Here is a 23,735-nt window from a genome sequence, read left to right on the forward strand (position 1 = left end):
TGAGGAGGCTGTAAAAGAGGTAGTAGCACTAGGCGGTAGTGGTGGTATCATCTCTATTGATAAGTCTGGTAAGACTGGCTTTGCTTGGACTAAAGATAAACTTGGTATGTATCATGGTGAGGCAAGACTAGGAGCTAAACCAGTTGTTTACTGGCCACTTGGCGAGAAATGATTAGATAGCTAGGTCGGATTATATCCGGCCTAGTTTTTAAAGGGAGAAAGTTTATTAAAATATATAAATTGCTCCAAGAACGATAAATGCTCTTAGGCAAAAACCGCCGATTAAAACACCATATTCATTATATACGCAGCTTTTAACGCCTTCGCTACATCCGCATACTGCTCCATCTTTTGTTACGCCACATCTTTGTAGCATAAATTTACTGCCACCAATTAACGGCAGTGCAAGACCAAGCACTATAAAACCTATCCAAAACATCGGTGCTAGAGAGCCTGATACTATTTTGGTTATGCTAGCCATGCCAGCAGCTTCGTTTCTAACGCTTGCAAATAGCATCAAGAGGGCAAAAATTTCAAGCACTACTAAGATAGTGTGAAATTTATGCGACTCATGGCTTAAAACGCCACCACCACTTAGCACAGATATAGCGTTTGCGCTAAGCCCTGTAGAGATCGCGGAGATCGTAAATAAAATCGGTAGCCATATGCTTGCCCATAGTGGGATCGCTTTTACAACATACAAAAGTAGTCCAGTATAACCCATCACTCCAATTGCAAGTAGCGAGCCAAAACTAAGCATCATATCGCAAATTTTGCCAGCTTTTTTAACTTGTAAAAGCACGAGCACGCTAACTATTATGAAAAATGTTAGAAGATATGTGCCGATACTCATTATAGAAACTGGTCTTGTGTAAAGACCTATGATCTTAGCTGGATTGATCGCCGCACTTGGCGCTAGGTCAAATAGCAAAAGTACAGTTCCAACTATGACCGCTATTGGCGCTAGCAAAAATCCAAATTTGTAAAATTTCTCATCGAGCTTGCCCAAAAAGCCTTTATAGGCTAAAGCCGAGCACAAAAATGCCCCAGCACCTAAACCACCTAAAAACAGATATATGACTATGAGCCATCCCCAAGTTGTTTGTTCCATTATCTATCCTTTAACTCTTAAAAGTTAGAAGAGCTCTTGACTGCTCTATCTCGTTTTCAAGATATAAATTTAAAAAATCAGCAAAGCTCACATAGGCTTCTAAATTTGTAGCCTCCTTACAGCGAGAGCTAAATTTATAAAACCACTCAAACGGATGAGTGCGGATGAAGTCATATTTTTTATGTAAAATTTCATCCATTTTCTCTTTTTCGTCTGCTTGTAAGGCATTGAAACTTAGAAAGTAAAGGTATTGCAGCTCGTATCCGATGAAATCATCTGGAAATTTATCAAACTGCTCTTTGCTAAGCTTTAGTCCAGAGCTTTTATAAAAGCCACGCACCTGCATAGTCTTTTCGCCAAACATCGTTTTATAATCAAAATAAACCGACTCGTATGGCTCAGCTTTTGGGTGTCTTGGCCCTACAAATAGCCTATTAAATTCATATCTTAGCTCGTCTAGCAAATTTAGATCATCTTTACACTTATTTAGCCAAAGTATGAAGTCATGATTTTTAAATTTATCACTAAAATTAAGGCTTAGGCTTATGAGCTCATCTAAATTTTGCTCTCTAAGCTCTACTAAGAAAAATCGCCTTAAAAAGTCTTCAACACTAAGGCTAACGCTAAGCTTTTCTTTGACCTTATCCATCTTTTACTCTTTAGTGTATGAATTCGTTTTGCTTCATTCTTGGATAAAAGCGGATATTTGGCTTGGTAAAGAAGTGTTTAAAGCCGGGCATCTCTTTTTGCATACCAGCACTGTCGCTAACGTTACTATCAACTAGCTTTAGTACTCCACACGGACAGCCTGCCACACAAGCTGGCTCTTCGCCACGCTCAAGTTTTTCAGCACAGAGATTGCACTTTTGAGCCTTGCCGTCTTTACCTTTTGTGATAGAGCCATAAGGGCAAGCCATCAAGCAGTATCCACAGCCTATGCACTTATCATGAAGTGGCTGTACGACACCATTTTCTAGCTTGATATAAGCCCCAACTGGGCAGACATCCATACAGGCTGGCTCATCGCAGTGGTGGCAAGAGTGAGTTATAAAGATCTCTTTTTCTATACCATCTTCATGTATCATAAGGCCATCGACATGTCTCCAGTTTATATCTGGATCTTGATTGTGATAGACCTGACATGAAATTTCGCAAGCCTTGCAGCCTATGCAAAAGTTATAATCAAATAAAAAACCTTGTTTTCTTTTCATCTTAGACCCCTTTACATCTCTTGTTTAGCTGCTTTTTTTACTTCACAAAAGCTAGCTGTATAAGTTGAGCCATTTCCTAGATCGCTAACGCCGTCAGAGCAAAGTATATTTGCCCCAGTTCTTGATTTTGTCACTTTTACCCAGATGTTGTTCCACGCATAGACTATGCCTGGGTTCATTTGGTTTGTCTCGACTGCTGTAAAGACGGCTGTTCCTTTCTCGTTTGTTGCCTCAACTGTGTCTCCGTTTTTGATACCGCGTGCTTCCATATCTTCACGTGTCATAAATAGCTCAGCATTGCCTTTAACGATAACCCTTTTTAGAATATAAGGCATATTGCCCCAGTTTGAGTTATCTTGGAGCTGAGTACCTGGCGTCATGAAATAAAGCGGATATTTCTTAAGATAGTCTTTTCCAAATTTATTGCTCTTTTCATAGTAGTCCCAGTCAGTTTCAAGGTCTATTACTGGATGATATCCTGCGTCTTTAAAGGTTTGTGAGTAAAGCTCGCATTTTCCACTCTTTGTACCAAAGACTAGTTTGTCTTTTGGCGCATAAGGGTAGTATGGGAACTGATCTTTCATCGTTTCAGGCGTTCTAAATGGTTTGATCCAGCCGACTGATTTTAGTTTTTCATAGGTGATGTTTTGCTTTTTGGCAAATTCTGTATCCAAAAAGCGTCTGCAAACCGTTTCACTATCCCAGTTAAAGCACTCTTCTGTATAGCCCATAGCTTTTGCAAGAGCGTTGAAGAACTCTAAATTTGTCTTAGCTTCGCCAAGAGGTTTTACACTTTGAGCGTTGTAGCAGACGTATCCAGAAATTTGGTCGTTTTGGATATCCTCACTCTCCATAAATGTAACACCAGGTAGAACATAGTCAGCATAGTCACAGGTATCTGTTTCGTAAGGATCAATTACAACCAAAAAGAAGTCATCGTCCATCACACGTTTTTTGATCAAATTTGTATTTGGTGCTGTTACCATTAAATTTGAGTTGTAGTTGATGCATGCTCTAATGACAGTGTTTATAGGCTTATCAAGATATGTTGGATTTTCTTTTTGTATGCCTTTACCAAATTCTATATAGCTTACTTGCTGTCTTTCTATCTTTTTGCCATCTTTATCTTTTGGAGATAGGTCTGGCATACAGTTGTCAAAATTAAAGCAGCCTTTTACATGCACATACGCCCAAAATAGTCCGCCACCAAGCTTTGTCAAGGCGCCAGTTAAAACTGGTAAAAATGTAACCGCACGAACAAGTCTTGCTCCGTTAAAGTGTCTTTGTCCGCCGTCGCCGTGCATGATAGCTGGTGCTTTTGCGTGAGCGTACTCTCTAGCAAAAACTTTGATCTGATCCACACTTGCTCCGCACATCTCAGATAGTTCCCCATAGGTGTAGAGTGAACACTCGTGCACTAGGTCTTCAAAGCCTGTTGTATATTTTTCTACAAATTCATGATCATATAGATCTTCTTCTATTAAAAATTTACAGACCGCTAGACAAAATGCAGGGTCGCTAGATGGTTTTAGCTGGATAAACGTATCTGCTTGGTTTGCTAGAGGAATTCTTATCGTATTTATAACGATGATCTTTCCGCCTCTTTTTTTAACGCGGTGAGCAAATCTTATCCAGTGTACGGCTGTGTAAGCTTCGTTTGATCCCCAGCTGATATACATATCGCTCTCATCGATCTCAAGTGCATCTTTTGAGAAGTCAGTACCTATAACGCTAGGAGTGCCCGCGTATCTTGGCCAGTCGCAAGGGTTTCTAACAAGTCTTGTGGCTCCATATTTTTCAAAGAAATTTCCTGGTGCGATAGTTTTTGAGATATGTCCCTCGTTGCCAGAGTAGACAAACTCGGTCAAGGCTTCGCCGCCAAATTTCTCTTTTATCTCAGTTAGCTTTGCAGCTATCTCTTTTAAGGCTTGATCCCAGCTTATCTTCTCCCATTTCCTTCGCCTTTTTTACCGACTCTTTTCATAGGGTGCATGATGCGGTCAGCGTTATATAGGTGCATGGCATAGGTGTGACCCTTGACGCAGACTGTGCCTTGCGTTAGTGGGTGCTTTGGATCTCCTTTTATGCTTACCATTTTGCCGTCTTTGATCTCAGCGATCATCGAACAGGCATCACGGCAGTTTCTAGGACAGGTTAGGTAGTGGTACTCTACATTTTCCTCGTTCTTATAGGATTTTGGGTTAAAATCCACCTCAAATTGCTCCATACCAAATAGGCTAGGAGCTGTCCCAGCTGCTGCTAGAGCTGCTCCGGTGCCTTTTAGGAAAGAACGTCTTTGCATGTTTTCTCCTTAAATTTGATAGCTATTTCATCTCAAAGATAAAAACTTTATTTTCTTTGCCTTCTCGTGAGAAGATGTAAAATTTGTTATCTTTGATCGCTAATGCTCTTGGGTTATTTACCCCACTAAAACTAAATGCCTCGTCTATCTCTTTGGTGGTCAAATTTAACTTTAAAATAGTTGAGAAATTTTTGCTTAAAAGATAGAGCGCACCAGGCTCCACATCAACACCAGTAATGTAGTAGTTGTTTAAATTTCTACCTTCTTTTAGCTGCAAATTTGCTCCAGCTTTTGGCATAAATTCTTCTAAGATCATCTTGTCGTCACCATCAAATATAGCCACACTCCAGTAGTCTCTAACGTCATTTGGCACGCTAGCTGTGAAAAATTTATTCTCACTCTCTAAGTAGTCCCAGCCTAAGATGTACTGCTGCTTTGATCTAATGGTAGAAAATCTACCCTTGTTGCCAAGGTCATTTAGCTTCCACGCGTCATATCCAGCCAATAGGTGCCTCCACTGGCTATTTTGCTCGTCTTTGCTAAGGTTGCTAGCTGGCTCATAAAAGACAAAAGTCTTGTTATAACTTATCATGCCAAGCTCTTTTTTATACCAAGTAGCTCCGACTGTTGTCTCCATCTCCATTATAAAATGACGGTCGTGCTTAGCATAACTTAGAGGCTTTAAATTCTCATCTGCGATGTAAAATTCATTGTCGTTTGAGACAAGAGCAAAGTGCTTTTTGCTCTCATCGTAGTCAGCTCCAGTTATTGCATTATCATTTTGCAAATTTAGAGTGAGCGTATCTTTAAGACCTAGCTCTTTTGTGTTTTGGATAGCTCCATTTTTGCTATCCATGTCAAAGTTAAACCCAAAAGCAAGGCTTACTAATGCGACAAAAAATATTAGCTTTTTCATCTTTTACTCCTTACTTTGCTAGGTCTGGAAGCTCAGGGTTCCAGTCAAATCTAAAATCAAGCGAGCTATCCCAGTGGTCTTTCTCCCAGAACCATTTTGAAGGATCAATGCTCATTCTTGGTGGTGTGCTAGATCCTAGATATGGTGGTGGACCAGAAGCTATAAAGGCTTGAACGCAGTTTGCAAGGATGATCACGATAAAGACTAAATTTGCAAATTTGCCAAGTGGCAAGTAGCTTAGAAAGTCGCCATATTCGCCATTTGAGCTTTTTTGCATTATAAGGCCCAAATTTTTGCTAAACAAAAATATAAGAGCCAAAAATATGATCACACAAAAATCAACAACCATAACCCAAAACTGAGTGTGGGCACCTAAAATTTCAAGGCCAAAACCTTGTTTGATGTCAAGATAGCCGCCAAATGTTCCATCTAGGCTGTAGTGTATAAAGCCGTTAAATATGCCCCAGCAGGCCATTAGTAAAAGTGCTGCTAGATAGCCAGGCTTTAGTCCGTACCTGATGATGAAAAGCGCTATTAGGCTAATAGCTATCATCGTGATCCTCTCGGCCCAGCACATTACGCAAGGGTTATCACCTAGTCCAAAGCCAAGCACCAAACAGGCGATACCAACTGGAAGTGCCACAAGAGCAGTGATGGCCAGTGACATAAGGTTGAAAAAGCCTTGTTCGTTTGCTGGGATTTCGTTTTGTTTTGTTTGCATCTTGCCCTCCTAAAAGTTGCCTATTGGCAAGACTACCCATAAATTTACGTAAAATTCTAGTGCAACTAGTATTACGCACCCCAAAGCCATACAGGACGTTGCTATTTTCTTCATTTGTGGCTTTATGTATAAGATAAGCCCACTAATCAGAAATAGCGTCAAAATTAGAAATTCCATTTTGAGCTCCCAATTTGTAAATTTTCAACTACAAGCATGCTTATCTGAGAAAAATGATATAACTATATTTATTAAATTTAGTTTAAAAAATATATTTTTATAGCTAAGTTTTACTTTATAAAATAAAATTTTGTAAATAAAAATATATTTATATAAAAATATTTTATATAATTAAGTTATATTTAATTAAATTAATATTAGTTTTTATAAAATTATTTTTATTAGCTAGCTTATAAATTCAAATTAGCTTAAAGAATAGTTATGTAATATTTTTGCAAAAGGTAAAAAGGGGTATTAATGGAAAATATATTTTTAGAATCATACGATGTTTTTAAGGTATGTAAATCCCCAAGCAAATTAAAAATTTATGATGAATTTTTACAAAACAACAAAAGGTACTCTATAACGCGTTGCTACTACGTCATCGTGGTGGACAATACCTTTTTAACCTACTCGCATCTCATGGTCTATGAGCAGCTACTCTATCTTTTGTACTCGCAAAATAAACTAAAAAATGGCGACTTTTCGCTCACCCTTAAAAAAGCAGAGCTTGCTAAGAAATTTAAAACAGATATCACCAAAAGTGCCACAGATACGATAAAGTGCTTTTATGAGATGCAGGACGTGAAAATTTCGATCTTTGTTAAGGACAAGATCGAAAAGCAGATGAATATAATCGAATTTATAGACGCAGAGCAAACCGACAAATATGGCGAGCTACAAGATGAGATAAATGTTAGGCTAAATCCAGAATTTGTAAAGCTTTACCGATGTATCTATCTTGATAAGATCGAGTATTTAAACAGCTTTGATATAGAGCAAGGTAGCTTTATAAGATACTTCATGCAGCACGAGCTAGATGGTGGCGTAAAAAGCTCAGCTATCATCGATAAAATGGGCGTTTTAAACTATTTGCCTTTTGCTTATAAAAAGCGTTTCGAGCAAGAGGTGGCAAATGTTAGCTTTTATTATAAAAATGAAAAATACGAGATAAAAGATGGCTTTGTAGTAGTCACAAATCACGAAAATAGAGTGATGGATAATCAAAATGCTTCTATTGAGCTCTTTGGTCTTATCTACGAGCAGATCACCAAAAACTGCACTAAAAACATCGTGTTAAATGACGCAAATTTGCAAAATTATTATGCTAGATTTGGCAAATTTGAGTCAAATCAAACTATCTTTAAAATTTTTAGCAACATGGAGCTCATGCTAAATCACTCAATGCAAAAGGAAAATACCAAAATTTCTTTCTTCTCTCACTTTTTTGAAAGCATAGTCTGTAAAAGAGATACGGAGCTTAAAATTTTGATCGAGCTAAATCAAAAAGGCTTTGAGTATATCATCTCACGAAGTGCAAATTTGGACTTTTATAACGTGGAGTCGGCTGACTACGGACTTACTTCATATCCAGCTAGCTCTTGTGCTGTGGGTGGAAATTTCTAAATTTAGTTGATTTTATCTTTTAGTTTAGCAATAATTTCGTCAAGCTTGCCGCCATCTTGAGCGTTTTTTAGGCACTCATTTATCTCGGTCATCTTTTTGGTAAATTCGTTTTTTATAATGCCTACCACAAAGTCCTCGCTGTTAGTCTCGTCCAAGATAGGATACATGTCTCGCCAGATATCTTTGATCCACCAGCCGCATTTTGATATGCAAGGAAACTCTTTAAGCTCGCCAAGCTTTAGGCTCATCATAACTTCATCAGAGTGCTTGATATCGTCTGTGACAAAGTCTTTATGTATGCTATCAAAGCTTGTAAACATGCGGTAACCAAGGCTTGATACGTTGTTTTCAGAGCAAATTCTAAACTGAAAAACATTATCTTCATAGTCTAAATTCGATATGCAAATTTGATGTTTTTGGGTGAAATTTGGAAATGAGTTAAACCTTTTATCATCTATGTCAAGCTGCCACTTTGAGCCACTATCGCTAGTTAAAAACTCTTTAAAGCTTAGTTGTACAAATTCTTTATAGCTCATCTCATCAGCTGTGAAAAAGTCATAGTTGCTACTGTTTTTTTCTTTAAAATCTTTAAATTTCATTTCATTTCCGATCAAAAAAGTGTAACTATTTTACTACTTTTAACAATAAAGCTTATTAAATTTTACGAAATTTATAAGATTTTTTATCCGCGAGTCATTTTGATTTTATAAATTTGAGTTGTGTAGCAAATTTTTTCAAAAACAAATCAAATTTCATCCGTGATTATCTCTATATTTTTAGAGATTTTAGTCTGAATATAGCCAGCAAATTTAATTCATAACTCCTAAAAATTTGTTACAAAATTTGGCCTATTTTTCCTTTTAGAAATTCCAAAATTTCTTGCGCTTTTTCATTTAGTGACTCTTTTGGGATATATAAGAATGAGCCTTCTTTTAAGATCAAAGCTACAAAATCATCCGTTTCACAAGTGCTAAGAAACGCGCCAAACGAAAAATGAACCGTGCTATTTTTTGTGACAAACAAGACCTCGTCATCATGTATAACGATCTCCTGTTCGCGCTCAACATCGATGTTTGAGTAAATGGCTCTAGTAAATAAAATTGGTTTAATAATAGCCGCATAAATATAGAGCAAGACTATGCCGACACAAAGAGCAATGGCTAAATTTCTTGCCAAAGTAGAGACATCGTCCATATCAGAATATACTATTAACTCGTGCCCAGTAACGTCAAAAAGCGCGACCATGGCTACTCCGCATAGCGCAGCAAATGGCAGCTCGATCGCCCTCATTAAAAATACAATTTTATTCTTTTTATAGACGGTGCGTGAGACTTCGCGTAGTAGCTTTTTAAATTTAGCATCGTTTTTTATACTAAATTTTGCTCTAAATTTTTCATTTTGCATATTATTTCTTTAAATTTTGTCTAAATTTCATCCGTGATGATCTCTATCTTGCCTGCATCAACCAAACTGCCATCTATAATGATCTCCTCTATCTTGCCAGCTCTTATGGCGCCGCTTTTTGGATTTTTCACGCTTTTTATGCTGCTTTTGGTGCTCACATCGAGGCTTGAATACTCAAAAGCAAGGCTTGTGTCCATAAAAATGCAATCTTTTACAACCAAATTTTCCACGTAGCAAAGCGCTTGCAAGCTCTTTATCGTGCAGTTTATGAGTGTCACATTTTTCGCGTTCCAAGCTAGGTATTCGCCTGAGATGAGGCAGTTTTGCGCGAGCACGTTTTCGCAGTTCCAAAAGGCGTCTTTTGAGATGAGTTTTGAGTTTGTGATGCGAAGGTTTTTGCAGCCATCAAAGCAGTAGTTGCCGTCTAAATTTAGCCCATCAACCTCTAAATTTTCGCTGCTTGCTCCAAAATAATCCCCTTTTGCAAAGACGTTTTTTATCTTTACATCCACGCACCCCCAAAGTGTCTCGGTGGCGTCTGAGAAATTTACATTTTCTAGTAAAATTTGCGAGCTTTTTCTAAAGCTTTTTGGTGCATTTATGAGCACGTCTTTGAAGCTTAAATTTTTACTGTACCACATGCCAGCCCTTGCTAGAGGCTCGAGATAGCCGCCATTTAGCGTGATGTCGCTTGCATACCAGAGCGGGTACTTGTAGGCAAAAACGCACTCATTTAGCTTTAAATTTGAGCTGTGCTTTAGTGGTGACTCACCATCTTCAAAGATGCAGTTAGTAAAATTTATCCCCTTTGCCCCAAACATCGCGCGTTCTCCTGTGAAAGTTTCGACATTTCTCTCTTGCATTTTTGTCCTTTATTAAATTTCTCTCAAAATTATACTAGTTTTACTGCAAAGTGCCATTAAATTTACTTTAAAGACGCAAAGCGTTATAATCGCCCAAAAAAAGGAGCAAAAATGGGTTTAAAAGCAGACTCTTGGATAAGGAAAATGTCGGTTGAAAAGAAGATGATCGTGCCATTTGCCGAGGAGCAAGTGGGGCGTGGCGTCGTTAGCTACGGCGTTTCTAGCTATGGCTATGATATCCGCGTGGGCGATGAGTTTAAAATTTTCACAAACATCGGCGGAACCGTCGTTGATCCAAAGAATTTTGATGAGAAAAATGTGGTTGATTTTAAGGGTGATGTCTGCATAGTGCCGCCAAATTCTTTTGCTTTAGCGCGTACGATTGAGTACTTTAACATGCCTGATAACGTGCTGGCGATCTGTCTTGGTAAGAGCACATACGCAAGGTGCGGTATCATCGTAAATGTGACGCCTTTTGAGCCGGGATTTAAGGGGCATATCACGATAGAGATCTCAAACACGACGCCACTGCCTGCGAAGATCTACGCAAATGAGGGTATCGCACAGGTGCTATTTATCGAGGGTGATGAGCCTTGCGAGGTGACTTATGCTGATAAAAACGGCAAATACCAAGCCCAAGAAGGCATCACGCTGCCTAGAATTTTAAAATAAATTTTATGCCTTTGCGACCTTGCAAAGGCTAAATTTATCGCCCACTTTTTATAAAAACCCTAAACAATAACGAAATTTTGACGAAATAGAAGCTAGAAAGAGCGAAGCTTTGATAAATAAATTTTAAATTTGGCACAGCTTTTGCTTAAAAATTTATAAAAATTAACTCTAATTAGCCATTTATAAATCAAAAATGACTAGCAAAAAGGCGCAAAATGTTTAACAACAAATCGATATTGATCACCGGCGGAACAGGAAGTTTTGGTAAAAAGTACACTGAAATTTTGTTAAAAAAATATAAGCCAAAAAGGCTAGTTATCTACTCACGCGATGAGCTAAAGCAATACGAAATGGCTCAAGTCTTTAAAGACAAGGCTATGCGTTTTTTTATCGGCGATGTGAGGGACTATAAGCGCTTAAGAACTGCGATGAACGGCATAGACTACGTCATCCACGCAGCTGCGATGAAACACGTACCAATCGCAGAATACAATCCAATGGAGTGCATCAAAACAAACATAGATGGCGCTCAAAACGTCATCGACGCCTCTTTGGAGTGTGGCGTTAGTAAGGTCATCGCACTCTCAACTGACAAAGCATGCAACCCTGTAAATTTATATGGAGCTACAAAGCTAGCGAGCGATAAACTATTTGTTGCTGCAAATAACATCGTTGGAGACAAAAAGACAAGATTTAGTGTCGTAAGATATGGAAATGTCGTTGGTTCTCGCGGATCAGTCGTGCCGCTTTTTAAAAAGCTGATCGCACAAGGAGAAAAAGAGCTTCCTATCACGCATGAGAAGATGACTAGGTTTTGGATCACGCTTGAACAAGGCGTAAATTTCGTCCTTAAAAACTTTGAGAGGATGAAAGGCGGCGAAATTTTCATACCAAAGATCCCATCAATGACGATGGTCGATCTCGCAAAAGCCCTTGCACCAGACCTTGGCATCAAGATCATAGGCATCCGCCCAGGCGAGAAGATGCATGAGATGATGATCTCAAGAGACGACGCGCATCTTACATACGAATTTGATGATTACTACGTTATTAGTCCGTCTATCCAGTTTTTAACAGCGCAAGACTTCTCGACAAATGCTCTTCATCAAAAGGGCAAACTAGTGAGCGAGGACTTTGAATATAGCTCAAATACAAATAAAATTTGGCTTGATAGGGTAGGCCTTCTTGAGATGATAGGAGATGCTAAATGATACCTTACAGCCGTCAGCAGATCACAGAAGAAGATATCAAAGTAGTAGCAGATGCGCTAAGAGACGACATCTTAACAGGTGGCCAAAAGGTCAGTAAATTTGAAGATGAGCTGGCAAAGTATGTTGGCGTAAAGCACGTGATCGCTATGAACTCAGCCACTTCGGCCCTTCACGTAGCCTATCTTTGCCTAGGTGTGAAGGAGGGCGATGAAGTGATCACGACGCCCATCACCTTTGCAGCCACTGCAAATGCGGCTTTGATGGCAGGAGCGCAGGTCAAATTTTGCGACGTAAAAGCAAATGGCAACATCGATGAAGAGAAAATTCCAGCTCTAATCACGCCAAAAACAAAGGTGATAACCGCGGTTGATTACGGTGGTAATCCAGTGGAGCTAGATAAGATCATAAATTTAGCCAAAAAACACGGCATAAAGGTGATAGACGACGCCTCTCACGCCCTTGGTAGCGTGCAAAACGGCGTAAAAGTGGGCGTTAAGGCTGATATTAGCATATTTAGCTTTCATCCAGTAAAGCCTATCACCACGCTTGAGGGCGGTGCGCTTGCTACAAACGACGATGAGCTAGCAAGGCTAGCAAGGCTATATAGAAGCCACGGCATCGCTAAAACAAAGCTTTGGGATAGCGACATGAGCCTGCTTGGATATAACTACAGGATAACAGACGTGGCCTGCGCTTTGGGGCTTAGCCAGCTAAAAAGGCTGGATGATTTCATTGCCAAAAGAAATAAGATAGCTAAATTTTATGATGAGAAATTTAGCGGGTGTGAATATTTTAAAACTATAAAAATCCCAGCAAATACAACTAGCTCAAGGCACCTATATCCAGTGCTTTTGGATGAGAAATTTTGGGATAAAAAAGAGCAAATTTTTGAAGCACTCTTGCAAAAGGGCGTTGGCGTGCAGGTGCACTACAAGCCAACATATAAATTTAGCTTTTATAAAGCACTACTTGGTGAAATTTCACTGCCAAATGCGGAGAAATTTTATAGCGCTGAGCTTAGCATCCCTTGCCATCACGGCATGAGCGCGGATGATGCTAAATTTGTCGCAAGCACGCTTTTTGATGTGCTAAAAAGCTTTAGCGAGTAAAAATGATCTGCATCATACCAGCAAGAGGCGGCAGTAAGAGAATACCTGGCAAAAACATAAAAGACTTTTTAGGCAAGCCTTTAATCGCATATAGCATTGAGACTGCGCTAAATTCTAAAGTTTTTAGCGAAGTGATCGTAAGCACCGATGACGAAATGATCGCAAATGTGGCTAGAGAATTTGGAGCTAACGTGCCATTTTTTAGAGATGCGAGTCTAAGCGATGACTACGCGACAAGCACTGACGTGATAAAAGATGCGATAGGGCGCGTAAATTCTAGCTTTAGTGATGTCTGCTGCCTTTATGCTACAGCACCACTCATAACGGCTGAAATTTTAAAAGAGGCCGCAGGGGAGTTTAAAAAGCAGGAGTGTAAATTTTTATTTTCAGCGACTGCGTTTGATTTTCCTATACAAAGGGCGATAAAACTTGATGAAAACGCTAGAGTTAGCATGTTTTATCCGCAGTTTGAAAAGACGCGCTCACAAGATCTTGAGCCTGCATTTCATGACGCTGGGGCATTTTATTTTGGCAAAAAAGAGGCTTGGCTGGAGTGCAGTGCTTTGTTTGCGCCACACTCAAAGGCATATTTATTGCCAAGAAATTTAGTCTGCGACATCGACACGCTAGAGGATTTTGAGTTTGCTAAGAAGCTTTATTTGATAAATAATGGAAAGATCTGATTGAAAGAATTTAAAGGACTTCCCCTGCTAAAAACGCTCGTGCGCGCTGATAGTAGCAGCAAGATAGGGCATGGGCACATCAGGCGAGACCTTTTGCTTGCTAAAAAATTTAGCAACATCTCATTTGCGTCTTTGAGGTTAGAAGGTGACATTTTTGATGAGATAAACTACCCTAAATTTAGCTTAACAAGTGGCGAGATAGATGAGCTTTGCAAACTTATAAAAGATAATAAATTTGAACTTCTCATCATCGATCACTACGGCTTTAGCTTTGAAGACGAAAAAGCTATAAAAGAAAAAACTGGCATTAAAATTTTATCATTTGACGACACTTACGAGAAACATTGTTCAGACTATATTTTAAATGTAAATTTGTATGCGAAAAAGGCAAGATATGAGGGGCTTGTAGAAAAAGGCTGTGAGGTATTTTGCGGAAGTGAGTTTTTGCTAGTTAGAGATGAGTTTTATGAAGAAGCGCAGGTAAAAAGGGAGAAAATTTACGACTACGCTATCATTCTTGGAGGCACTGATATCTCAGGACTAAGTGCTAAAATTTCAGAAAAACTGCTTCTTAAAAAGCTAAAAACAGCCGTCATAACAACTAGCGGAAATAAAAACTTAAGCGTTCTAAAAGAGATATCTAGTAAAAACGAAAATTTTAGCCTTTTTGTAGATAGTAAAAATGTAGCAAAGCTCATGAACGAAGCCAAAATGCTCATCATAACAGCAAGCTCGCTTGTAAATGAAGCTTATGTTTTAGGAGCTAAATTTAAAGCCATTTGCGTAGCTGATAATCAAAAAGAGATCTTTGCTTGGCTAAAAGAAAATGGATATGAAGCTTATTGGGGAGATGAAATTTGCTTGAGCTTATAAATTTTACATCGCTTAGTGGCGAGCAAAAACTGATGGTCTTAAAGTGGCGAAACGACGAGCGTATAGCCAAATTTATGAAAAATAAAAGCGTTGGCAAAGAGGAGCATTTTGCTTTTTTAGAGAGATTAAAGAGCATTCAAGATAAGATCTATTTTTTAGTAAAAGATGAGGGTGAATTTATCGGAGTGGTGAGCTTCGTTGATATAACGAAAGAGAGTTGCGAATTTGGCGTTTATAAAAACCCAGAGCTAAAAGGAGTGGGCAAAAAGCTGCTTGATCTCATAAAAGACTATGCGTTTTTTACATTAAAAGTTGGCTCGCTAAAGGCAAAAGCTTATAATAACAATGAAAAAGCGCTCGCACTTTATGAAAATTTTGGCTTTAAAATTTACGCAAAAGATGATGAGTTTAGCTATCTTGAGCTTAAAAATGAAACGGACTAGCGGATGAAAATAGGAAATTTTGATACAGACAAAAAGGTCTTTATAATAGCAGAGCTCTCTGCTAATCACAGCGGTAGCCTAAAAACGGCGGTAGATACGATAAAGGCGGCTAAGCGCGCTGGGGCGGACGCGATAAAGCTTCAGACGTATACGCCTGATAGCTTGACTCTAAATTCGCACCTAGACGACTTTGTTATAAAGGGCGGACTTTGGGATGGTAGAAATTTTTACAAGCTTTACCAAGAGGCATTAACGCCAAAAGAGTGGCACGCCGAGCTTTTTAAAGTGGCAAAAGAGGAGGGGCTTGTTTGCTTTTCAAGTCCATTTTGCAAGGATGATGCCAACTTTTTAGAGCAGTTTAATCCGCCAGCTTATAAGATCGCAAGCTTTGAAGTGACGGACTATGATTTTGTAGAGTTTGTAGCCAAAAAAGGTAGGCCCATCATCATCTCAACTGGTATAGCCTATGAAGAAGAGATAAGAGAGGTGGTACAAATTTGCAAAAATGCAGGCAATAGCGACATCGCCCTTTTGAAATGCACTTCAAGTTACCCAGCGCCGCTAAATGGTATGAATTTGCAAACTATTGCTGATATGAGAGAGAAATTTGGCGTTGAGGTCGGCTTTTCAGATCACACTCTAGGTGTGACAGCTCCAGTAGTGGCGGTTAGTTTGGGCGCTAGGATAGTTGAAAAACATTTTATACTTGATAAAAGCGTAAAGAGCGTTGATAGCGCATTTAGCCTTGATGAGAGAGAATTTGCTCTTATGACAAAGTGCGTTAGAGAGGCTGAGGAGCTTTTGGGCAAAATAAACTACGAGCTAGATGAAAAAGCGGTTTTAAACAGGAGATTTTCACGCTCACTCTATGCAAGTGCGGATATAAAAAAAGGTGAAATTTTTAACGAGCAAAATATAAGGAGCGTGCGCCCAGGATATGGCCTGCATCCTAAATTTCTAAAAGAGCTAATTGGCAAAAAAGCAAAAAGAGATATAAAATTTAGTGAGAGATTAACAAAAGAGGATCTATAAGGAGGAAAAATGGCTATTAAATTTCATGATGGTGTTGTCGCACCACAAGAAAAAAGTGAAGAAAGAGCAAAAGAATACGCCCAAACTGTCAATAAAATAGAAAATGTTGTTTTTAGAAATAACCTAAATGCGCTATTTTCTCAAGATGAGATTTTGGCTACTAGGCTTTTTTCTTTGGGGGAGCAAAAAAACTATGAAGTATTTATCGGCAAAGATCCGATTGATATAAACATAATAGACAAAAAAACTCTATCTTATGTTTATGAAAAGCCAGCTTCCGATATACAAAATATGCTTGAAGGGCTTGGCTCTCAGTGTAAGCGCTATCCAGTGATGTTTTTCTATGGGCTAGGCAACGGAGTGTTTTACAAAGCTTTGCTTTATAACCAAACTCACCAGCATATTATTGTCGTCGAGCCAGATCTTGAGATACTTTACATCACATTAAATTTAGTCGATCTATCAAAAGAGTTGCTTAGCGAAAGGCTTATCATATTTTATTCAGAGCTTACAACCTATTCGCAAATTTATCAGCTCATGATAGGTCAAGTTTATTCAGTCTACGCTAAGACATATAACTTTAATATTCACACACCTTTTTATGATAAATTTGCAGATGACTACAATAGAATTAATCAATTTTTTGTAAGAGCTATTTCGCAGGTTGTTACGTCACATGGAAATAGCGTAGATGACCTACTTCAAGGTGTGAGAAATAATACCGAAAACCTGCCTCAACTTATAAAGGGCTATGTCTACCAAGACCTTATAAAAAAACGAAAAGGTCTTATGGATACGGCTGTTATAGTAGCTACTGGCCCAAGTCTTGATAAACAGCTTGATACGCTTAAGAAATTTGCCCCTTATGTTACTGTTATCAGCCTAGATGCCTCTTTGCCGATACTTGCAAAGCACGGCATAAAGCCAGACTATGTTACGTCTATAGAAAGAGTTATAGAAACATCGAGCTTTTTTAAAAAGAGAAATGGAAATTTAGATAAAGATGCATACTTTATCGTAGCATCGCTAACACATCCTCAAAGTGTAAAAAATATTTTGCCAAGACGCCTAGTTCTTACATTTCGCCCACAGGCTGAACGCGCTATGGGTTTAAACAAACACGGCTATCTTGGCATAGGACTTAGCACGGCAAATCAGGCCTATCAACTAGCCTATACGCTAGGTCATAAAAATATAGTCTTGATAGGTCAAGACCTAGCTTTTGCACCAGATGGCAAAAGCCATGCAACAGGACATGCGTTTGCCCAGGCAGATGAAAATTTATACACTACAGCTTACGGCGGAATAGGCGAGGTTAGGACGACTTATGTTTGGGATAAATTTAAAAACCAATATGAATCAGACATCGAGTCAACAAACAAAAAGGGTATAAAAAACTATAACTGCACAGAAGGCGGAGCTATGATCAAAGGTGCCATTGAAAAGCCTTTTGTTCAAGTCATGGAGGAGCTCACTCGTGGCAAAGAGATAAAAAATTTACCTCACATTAGTTTGCCTAGCCAAAAGACTGTGAAAAAAGAGCTTTTACAAGCCTATAAATTTATACAAACTAAGATCAAATTTGAAGAAGAGATAAAACAAAAGCTTGAAGAGGTCTTTTTAGAAATCACTCCAGATATAGACAAAATGATAGAGATAAGAGATAGAGGCGAGCTTAGCGAGAAGCATTTCAAGAAACTATTATCTATAACTAAAAAGATAGACAAGATCAAAAATTTCGTAGGAAGACAACAATATAGACGATATATCGAATACATCTTGTCTATCTCTGTATATTACCAAGAGCTTGAGCTGGCTAAAATTTCAGTTGAGTCTAGCGATACGGCTATGCAAAAGGTAAATAAACTAGCAGAGTGGGTTGAGATGCATAAGTATTGGATATTTTCTCTAGCTGGTGGTTTGGACGCTGAGATACAAACTACAAAGAAAGCTAGTAAAAATTTACTTAAAGAAGTTAAAAAGCTTGGCTTGATATAGGCTGGGCTTTTAGTCATCCATTAAACCTAGTCCAAATAATTTTATAAAAAACCTTTAAAGTTTTCTATCTTTGAAGGCTTTTATTCAAAATACTATTTTACATATTGATTTTATTGCTTATAAATTTAAAAAGCCCCAAAGCTAGGCTTTGAGGCTTGGGGGTTTGCGTATTGTAAAAGCATTAACACATTAAGGCTTTGCTACTGCTACAAAGCCCTATTTAAAACTTCACTCAGCTCCTACTATTGTAGTAACTTCATTACGTTTTGCTGAACGCTGTTTGCTTGACTCATAGCATAAGCACCTGATTGAGCTAGGATGTTATGTTTTGAGAAGTTAGCAGACTCGCTAGCAAAGTCAACATCTCTGATTTGTGATTCTGCTGATTTTACGTTAACTTGAGTTACAGTTATGTTGTTAACTGTAGCTTGAAGTTGGTTTTGAACTGAACCAAGGTCTGAACGAATTTGGTCAAGTGTTTTTTGAGCTGACTCAGCGATACTCATAACAGCCATCGCACCGCGAAGTGTCATAACACCTGCAGATTGATTTGATGTCATAGCACCACTATTGTTCATTCTAGTAAAGCCCATAGCAGCAGCTAGAGTTTTATCTATCTGACCTTTGATCTCACGTAGTGAGACAGATGCTTGAGCGCCACCGTTACTACCAGTTTTAGTAGCACTAAAAGCCACTGATAATTTACTGCCGATGTTGCCAGTATCCATCTTAATGTCACGTCCATCAAGTTTTACTAGGTTTAATCTTCCGATAAACATAGTAGATAGTGCTGTTCCAAATGATATCGCATCTTTACCTTTGGCAGCATAACCAAAGATAGCAGACATATTGTTTGCAGCTGTTGCTGCATCTGCTTTTGATTTAGCTTGTATAGCGCGACCATCTACTGATGTAAGCACTAGCTTGCCTTTGTCAAGTGAAGCTGTTACGCCAGTTTGGTCTTTAACAGCATTGATAGCGTTTATAAGTGCGCCATTTTCGTCATTTGCTTTAATGCTAATGTCGCCTATTTTAACGCCATTTATCTCTAAATCTTTCATCTCGCCAGCAGCGATAGCTTTGTTTCCTACCCAAGTAACATCATAAGTAGCACGAACGCCAGTTTCTTTTGCAACTTTGTTGATGTTCTCTGCTAGAGCGCCTACACCTTTACCAAGACCAAACGAGAGAGTAGCAGCTTGAGCTTTTACGTTATTTACACCATCTACGTTAAGGAATGTGATACTAACTGCACCAGCTCCACCAACTGTTAGAAGTTTTGAACTCTCAAAACGTGTAAGACCGATCTTGTCAGATGTAGTCGCACCAATACTTGCTTTAACAGTTTGGTTTGAGTAAGCACCTATTTGGAATTCTTTGTTAGAGAATGTTCCGTTTAGTAGTTGCTGACCGTTAAATGAAGTAGTGTTACCGATATTGTCAAGCTCTTCCATTAGACGAACGATATCAGCTTGCAACGCTTGGCGTGATTGAGTTGTTTGGCCGTCTTGAGCTGATTGAGTAGCTTTAGCTTTGATAGTGTCAAGAACTTTTAACTGCTCGTCCATAGCTTTGTCGGCAACTTGAATGATACCAATAGCATCATTACCATTTGCAATAGCTTGACCTAGAGCTGAAGCTTGGCTTCTTAAGCTATCTGCGATAGATAGACCTGAAGCGTCATCTGCAGCTGTTTGGATACGAAGACCTGAGCTAAGTTTACCAAGTGACTTAGATAGGTCAGTGTTGTTGCTAACTGCGTTAGCGTGTGTGTTAAGTGCGTTTACGTTTGTGTTAATACGAAAACTCATTGTAAATCCTTTTAATTTTTTAGTTACGACTTCGTGTCGCACAAAAACTATATCGCTTGATTTTTAAAAAAGTTTATAGATGAAGTAAAAAATTTATATCATAAAAACATTTGATGTAAAATTTCCTTTAGCTCTTCAACCTGTTCGCCATTTAGCTCGCCAACTTTTGAAACAAATCTATCAACACTTACACATCTTATCTGATCGCAAAGTATTTTTGCCTCTTTATCAAGCAGCTTGAAATTTACTCTATAAGGCGCATCAAAGCCTTTGCTGGTAATGGGTGCAATTAACCTATTTTGTAGATAGTCAAGCTGGGGTGGTGAAATGATAACGCATGGCCTAGTTTTTTGTATCTTAGCTCCAATCGTTGGATCAAGGCTTATAAACCAAATTTCATACCTACTCATTACCATTGCCACTCTTTATCACTTACGTCGATAGCTTCAAACTCACTATCTATCTTTTCACCTTGTGCTAGTTTTCTAAGCTCTAAAGTATCCCACTTGTCTATATCGCTTTGTTTTACTGGTCTTAAAAAAATGCCATCTTTTAAAATTTCAAGAGAAATTTTTTTAAATCCAAACTGCTCTATAACAGCCTTTGGAAGCCTTATGCCTTGAGAATTTCCTATTTGGATTAAATTTGTTATCATGCAGTTGCTCCTTTTGTGTAATCATATTGTAATTACATTTAAAAGCACTTAAAGAGATTTTATGGTTTCAATCGATTTTATTTCTGCTACAATTACGCCAAAAAAATCAAAGGCTATATATAATGAAAAGCTTAATCATCGTGGAATCGCCCGCAAAAGCAAAGACTATCAAAAATTTCTTAGACAAAAGCTACAACGTCATCGCCTCAAAAGGCCACATCAGAGACCTGCCAAAAACGAGCTTTGGCATCAAGATAGAGGACGATAAATTTACCCCAGAGTATCGCATCAGCAGCGATCACTCTGCCATCGTAAAAGAGATAAAAGAGCTTGCTAAGGGTGCAGATGAAATTTACCTCGCGACCGATGAGGATAGAGAGGGTGAGGCGATCGCGTTTCACATCGCAAATGCTATCGGCAAAGAGCCAACCAGCCTGCCTCGCATCGTCTTTCACGAGATCACCAAAAGTGCCATACAAAACGCTCTAAAAAGCCCAAGACACGTCGATATGAACAGCGTCAATGCCCAGCAAACAAGGCGCTTGCTTGACCGCATCGTTGGCTACAAGCTAAGCCCACTTTTAAATTTAAAGATACAAAAAGGCTTAAGCGCTGGCCGTGTGCAAAGTGCGGCGCTAAAGATAATAGTCGATCGTGAGCGTGAAATTCAGGCATTTAAACCAGTTGAATACTACACCATTGACACCGTTTTTAAAAAAGATCTAGACGCTGAGCTAGTTAAATTTGAAAACCAAAAGATCGAAAAGCTCACTATCCAAAATCCAGACCGCGCAAAATACATCATTGAAAATTTACAAAATGAGAAATTTAGCGTCCGTGAGATCGAGAGCAAGGATAGAAAGATCCAGCCAAGCCCGCCATTTATGACTTCAACCCTTCAGCAAAGTGCGAGCAACCGCCTTGGTTTTAGCCCTAAAAAGACGATGATGATCGCGCAAAGCCTCTATGAGGGCGTGCAAACAAACGAGGGCTTCATGGGTGCGATCACTTATATGAGAACGGACAGCTTAAACTTAGCCAAAGAGGCCGTCGCAGCCGCTAGAGAGCACATCCTGCAAAACTACGGCAAAGAGTACTTGCCAACCAAAGCGATAAGCTACACGACAAGCTCAAAAGGCGCGCAAGAAGCCCACGAAGCGATCCGCCCTACAAATTTAAACTTCACACCGCAAATCGCCGCTAAATTTCTAGAAAAAGATGCGCTAAAACTCTACACGCTCATCTACAATAGATTTTTAGCCTGCCAAATGAGCGCATGTGTGAGCCAAACGCAAAATGTCTATGTTACAAGCGAAAAAGGCGAGTTTAAGATAAGTGGCAGAAAGGTGCTATTTGACGGCTTTTACAAGGTTTATGGCGAGCTTGATAAGGATAAAATTTTGCCAAATTTAAAAAAGGGCGACGAGATGAGTTTGCAAAGCATAAAAAGCACGCAAAACTTCACTGAGCCACCAGCTAGGTACTCTGAAGCTGGCCTTGTTAAAAAGCTAGAAAGCCTTGGCATCGGCCGCCCAAGCACATACGCACCGACCATCTCGCTGCTAACATCAAGAGACTACGTGAGGATCGAGAAAAAGCAGCTCATACCAAACGAGATCGCATTTAGCATGATAGGCGTTTTGGAGGAGCACTTTAGCAACATCGTCGATAGCGAATTTACCTCACATCTTGAAGAAAAGCTCGATGAGATCGCACTTAATAAGGCTGACTGGCAAAAGGTGCTAAGCGACTTTTACTATCCATTTATGGAAAAAATCAGTGCTGGCAAAACTGGCATAAAAAGCCTAAAAACAGCCACTCCGATCGGCGAGAAGTGCCCAGAGTGCGGAAGCGAGCTAGTGCTTAGAAAGGGCAGATACGGCGAGTTTATCGCTTGCTCAAATTTCCCAAAATGCAAATACTCAAGAAACGTCGCAAAAGATAATGAAAAGAGCGCAGAAACTGGCACCACAACGGCAGCCAAGCCAAAACGCGAGCTTAAAAAGCTTGACGTACCATGTCCAAAATGTGGCGGTGAGATCGTCGAGAGATTTAGCAGGCGTGGTAAATTTTATGGATGTGCCAACTATCCAAAATGCGACTTCATCTCAAACTACGAGCCAGTCGCGCAAAAATGTGACGAGTGCGGCGGCGATATGATCAAAAAAGAGCTTAAAAAAGGTACATTTATAGAGTGCACAAAGTGCAAGAAAAAGACACTTATCTCTGAAAACTAAAAACCTCTGGCCAAATTTGAGCTTTTGAGCCTAAATTTGGCTTTTATAAATTTGGACTTTAAATGCCTGAAACTATCACACAAGTTAGCCAGTATAAATGGCAAAAGAGCCTTGTGATAAACTGCACGCAGCTAGGGGACAGCTTCACGCCGCAGTATAAAACCGCCAGGCAAAAAAGAGCTGTGCTTGATGAGTGGTGCGACTTTTTAAGAAGCGAGCAAGAGGCATTTGATGAGCTTAGCTTTTGCACCAAAATGCCTCAAGAGCTCTTTGACGCAGTGTGCTGCCAAAGAAATTTAAAAAGCCTTCACATCAAATGGGGCTCGTATGAGAGCCTTGACGCGCTGGCAAATCTTTCTAGTCTAAAGAGCCTTTTTGTAGGCTCTGGTGCTAGCGTAAAAAGCATAGCTCCGATCGCGATACTTACTGGACTTGAAAGCCTAGCCGTGGAGAATTTTCAAAAGATAAGCGACTACTCTGAGTTTTCAAATTTACAAAATTTAAAGAGCTTAGAGATCAGTGGCGACGGACTTTCTCCTAAATTTATCCACATAGAAAGCCTAGAGTTTTTACGCCAGATGCCTGAGCTAACCAGCCTTGTGATATTAACGGCTAGGCTAAAAAGCAAGGACTACTCGCCCATCTTATCTCTAAAATCCCTCACTCACCTTAGCTTGCCGCCACAACATGCACTTTTCGGACTTTTTGACGAGCTTAACGCTTTGCCAAATTTAAAAACAGGGCTTTTAAAAGAAAGGGCGGAAATTTATAAGAAAAGATGATCCTGTAAAATTTAAATTTTTTACATAGTTTTATTTCTAAGAGCAAATTTTAAAACTTTACTCACTTGCCTTAGCAGA

The 23,735-nt window shown here is 39.2% G+C and carries 24 protein-coding genes; 11 read left to right on the forward strand and 13 right to left on the reverse strand.

The window, feature by feature from the left end; translation table 11 throughout:
• Positions 1-226: 226 nt before the first annotated feature.
• The 7 genes from nrfD to FZ945_RS03865 are packed head-to-tail and all read right to left on the reverse strand — an operon-like array spanning position 227 to position 6,261.
• On the reverse strand, positions 227-1,111 hold the full coding sequence (nrfD, locus tag FZ945_RS03840; protein ID WP_148802587.1) for an NrfD/PsrC family molybdoenzyme membrane anchor subunit: 885 nt from the start codon (positions 1,109-1,111) through the stop codon (positions 227-229).
• Between the two features lie 10 nt (positions 1,112-1,121).
• Entirely contained in the window at positions 1,122-1,760 is a 639-nt protein-coding gene (locus FZ945_RS03845; protein WP_107917165.1) for a TorD/DmsD family molecular chaperone, read from the reverse strand.
• 10 nt (positions 1,761-1,770) lie between these two features.
• A complete protein-coding gene (locus tag FZ945_RS03850; protein ID WP_148802588.1) occupies positions 1,771-2,322 on the reverse strand; it encodes a 4Fe-4S dicluster domain-containing protein in 552 nt (183 codons plus the stop codon).
• Positions 2,323-2,333: 11 nt separating this feature from the next.
• Positions 2,334-4,265: a molybdopterin-containing oxidoreductase family protein gene (locus FZ945_RS03855; protein ID WP_316246193.1), complete on the reverse strand. Its 1,932-nt coding sequence runs from the start codon at positions 4,263-4,265 to the stop codon at positions 2,334-2,336.
• Positions 4,262-4,624: a twin-arginine translocation signal domain-containing protein gene (locus tag FZ945_RS10105; protein WP_262367149.1), complete on the reverse strand. Its 363-nt coding sequence runs from the start codon at positions 4,622-4,624 to the stop codon at positions 4,262-4,264. The genes FZ945_RS03855 and FZ945_RS10105 overlap by 4 nt, the downstream gene beginning before the upstream one ends.
• A 22-nt stretch (positions 4,625-4,646) precedes the next feature.
• Complete coding sequence (locus FZ945_RS03860) at positions 4,647-5,540, reverse strand: hypothetical protein (RefSeq protein ID WP_148802589.1); 894 nt, start codon at positions 5,538-5,540, stop codon at positions 4,647-4,649.
• 10 nt (positions 5,541-5,550) lie between these two features.
• Positions 5,551-6,261, reverse strand: a complete 711-nt coding sequence (locus FZ945_RS03865) for a disulfide bond formation protein B (RefSeq protein ID WP_103620707.1) — start codon at positions 6,259-6,261, stop codon at positions 5,551-5,553.
• A gap of 474 nt (positions 6,262-6,735) precedes the next feature.
• On the opposite strand from FZ945_RS03865, the gene FZ945_RS03870 reads away from it, so the two are divergent.
• Positions 6,736-7,884 (forward strand): hypothetical protein, encoded by a 1,149-nt coding sequence (locus FZ945_RS03870; protein ID WP_148802590.1) that lies wholly within the window; start codon positions 6,736-6,738, stop codon positions 7,882-7,884.
• Positions 7,885-7,886: 2 nt separating this feature from the next.
• On the opposite strand, the gene FZ945_RS03875 is transcribed toward FZ945_RS03870, so the two are convergent.
• From FZ945_RS03875 to FZ945_RS03885, 3 genes are all read right to left on the reverse strand, one after another.
• Positions 7,887-8,483, reverse strand: coding sequence for an effector protein (locus tag FZ945_RS03875; RefSeq protein WP_148802591.1), 597 nt, complete (start codon positions 8,481-8,483; stop codon positions 7,887-7,889).
• A gap of 235 nt (positions 8,484-8,718) precedes the next feature.
• Complete coding sequence (locus FZ945_RS03880; protein WP_148802593.1) at positions 8,719-9,288, reverse strand: YcxB family protein; 570 nt, start codon at positions 9,286-9,288, stop codon at positions 8,719-8,721.
• A gap of 20 nt (positions 9,289-9,308) precedes the next feature.
• Positions 9,309-10,151 carry a DUF3737 family protein gene (locus FZ945_RS03885; protein ID WP_148802595.1) on the reverse strand — a complete coding sequence of 281 codons (843 nt, stop codon included), beginning with the start codon at positions 10,149-10,151 and terminating at the stop codon, positions 9,309-9,311.
• Positions 10,152-10,262: 111 nt separating this feature from the next.
• Between FZ945_RS03885 and dcd the strand changes: the two genes are divergently transcribed.
• From dcd to FZ945_RS03925, 8 genes are all read left to right on the forward strand, one after another.
• Positions 10,263-10,823 (forward strand): dCTP deaminase, encoded by a 561-nt coding sequence (gene dcd, locus FZ945_RS03890; protein ID WP_103559019.1) that lies wholly within the window; start codon positions 10,263-10,265, stop codon positions 10,821-10,823.
• Positions 10,824-11,038: 215 nt separating this feature from the next.
• Positions 11,039-12,034, forward strand: coding sequence for a UDP-N-acetylglucosamine 4,6-dehydratase (inverting) (pseB, locus tag FZ945_RS03895; RefSeq protein WP_148802596.1), 996 nt, complete (start codon positions 11,039-11,041; stop codon positions 12,032-12,034).
• Positions 12,031-13,143, forward strand: coding sequence for a UDP-4-amino-4,6-dideoxy-N-acetyl-beta-L-altrosamine transaminase (pseC, locus tag FZ945_RS03900; protein ID WP_148802598.1), 1,113 nt, complete (start codon positions 12,031-12,033; stop codon positions 13,141-13,143). The genes pseB and pseC overlap by 4 nt, the downstream gene beginning before the upstream one ends.
• A 2-nt stretch (positions 13,144-13,145) precedes the next feature.
• A complete protein-coding gene (pseF, locus tag FZ945_RS03905; RefSeq protein WP_148802601.1) occupies positions 13,146-13,826 on the forward strand; it encodes a pseudaminic acid cytidylyltransferase in 681 nt (226 codons plus the stop codon).
• On the forward strand, positions 13,827-14,699 hold the full coding sequence (pseG, locus tag FZ945_RS03910) for a UDP-2,4-diacetamido-2,4,6-trideoxy-beta-L-altropyranose hydrolase (RefSeq protein WP_148802604.1): 873 nt from the start codon (positions 13,827-13,829) through the stop codon (positions 14,697-14,699).
• A complete protein-coding gene (gene pseH, locus FZ945_RS03915) occupies positions 14,684-15,142 on the forward strand; it encodes a UDP-4-amino-4,6-dideoxy-N-acetyl-beta-L-altrosamine N-acetyltransferase (protein WP_087581431.1) in 459 nt (152 codons plus the stop codon). Before pseG ends, pseH begins: the two co-directional genes overlap by 16 nt.
• A gap of 3 nt (positions 15,143-15,145) precedes the next feature.
• The gene (pseI, locus tag FZ945_RS03920; RefSeq protein WP_148802607.1) at positions 15,146-16,174 is read left to right on the forward strand and encodes a pseudaminic acid synthase; all 1,029 of its coding nucleotides are present in this window, start codon (positions 15,146-15,148) and stop codon (positions 16,172-16,174) included.
• Between the two features lie 9 nt (positions 16,175-16,183).
• Positions 16,184-18,172, forward strand: a complete 1,989-nt coding sequence (locus FZ945_RS03925) for a motility associated factor glycosyltransferase family protein (RefSeq protein ID WP_148802610.1) — start codon at positions 16,184-16,186, stop codon at positions 18,170-18,172.
• Positions 18,173-18,414: 242 nt separating this feature from the next.
• Here the strand turns inward: FZ945_RS03925 and FZ945_RS03930 are convergent, their stop codons facing one another.
• From FZ945_RS03930 to FZ945_RS03940, 3 genes are all read right to left on the reverse strand, one after another.
• Positions 18,415-19,983 (reverse strand): flagellin B, encoded by a 1,569-nt coding sequence (locus FZ945_RS03930; protein WP_148802613.1) that lies wholly within the window; start codon positions 19,981-19,983, stop codon positions 18,415-18,417.
• 98 nt (positions 19,984-20,081) lie between these two features.
• Positions 20,082-20,399, reverse strand: coding sequence for a type II toxin-antitoxin system PemK/MazF family toxin (locus FZ945_RS03935; protein WP_262367150.1), 318 nt, complete (start codon positions 20,397-20,399; stop codon positions 20,082-20,084).
• Positions 20,393-20,638 (reverse strand): AbrB/MazE/SpoVT family DNA-binding domain-containing protein, encoded by a 246-nt coding sequence (locus tag FZ945_RS03940; protein WP_148802616.1) that lies wholly within the window; start codon positions 20,636-20,638, stop codon positions 20,393-20,395. Before FZ945_RS03940 ends, FZ945_RS03935 begins: the two co-directional genes overlap by 7 nt.
• A 119-nt stretch (positions 20,639-20,757) precedes the next feature.
• On the opposite strand from FZ945_RS03940, the gene topA reads away from it, so the two are divergent.
• Both topA and FZ945_RS03950 read left to right on the forward strand, forming a co-directional pair.
• A complete protein-coding gene (gene topA / locus FZ945_RS03945; RefSeq protein ID WP_187424167.1) occupies positions 20,758-22,875 on the forward strand; it encodes a type I DNA topoisomerase in 2,118 nt (705 codons plus the stop codon).
• Between the two features lie 62 nt (positions 22,876-22,937).
• Positions 22,938-23,657, forward strand: a complete 720-nt coding sequence (locus tag FZ945_RS03950) for a leucine-rich repeat domain-containing protein (protein ID WP_148802622.1) — start codon at positions 22,938-22,940, stop codon at positions 23,655-23,657.
• The last annotated feature ends 78 nt before the right edge of the window (positions 23,658-23,735 follow it).

Source organism: Campylobacter concisus (assembly GCF_902460535.1).
GTDB classification, from domain to species: domain Bacteria; phylum Campylobacterota; class Campylobacteria; order Campylobacterales; family Campylobacteraceae; genus Campylobacter_A; species Campylobacter_A concisus_AS.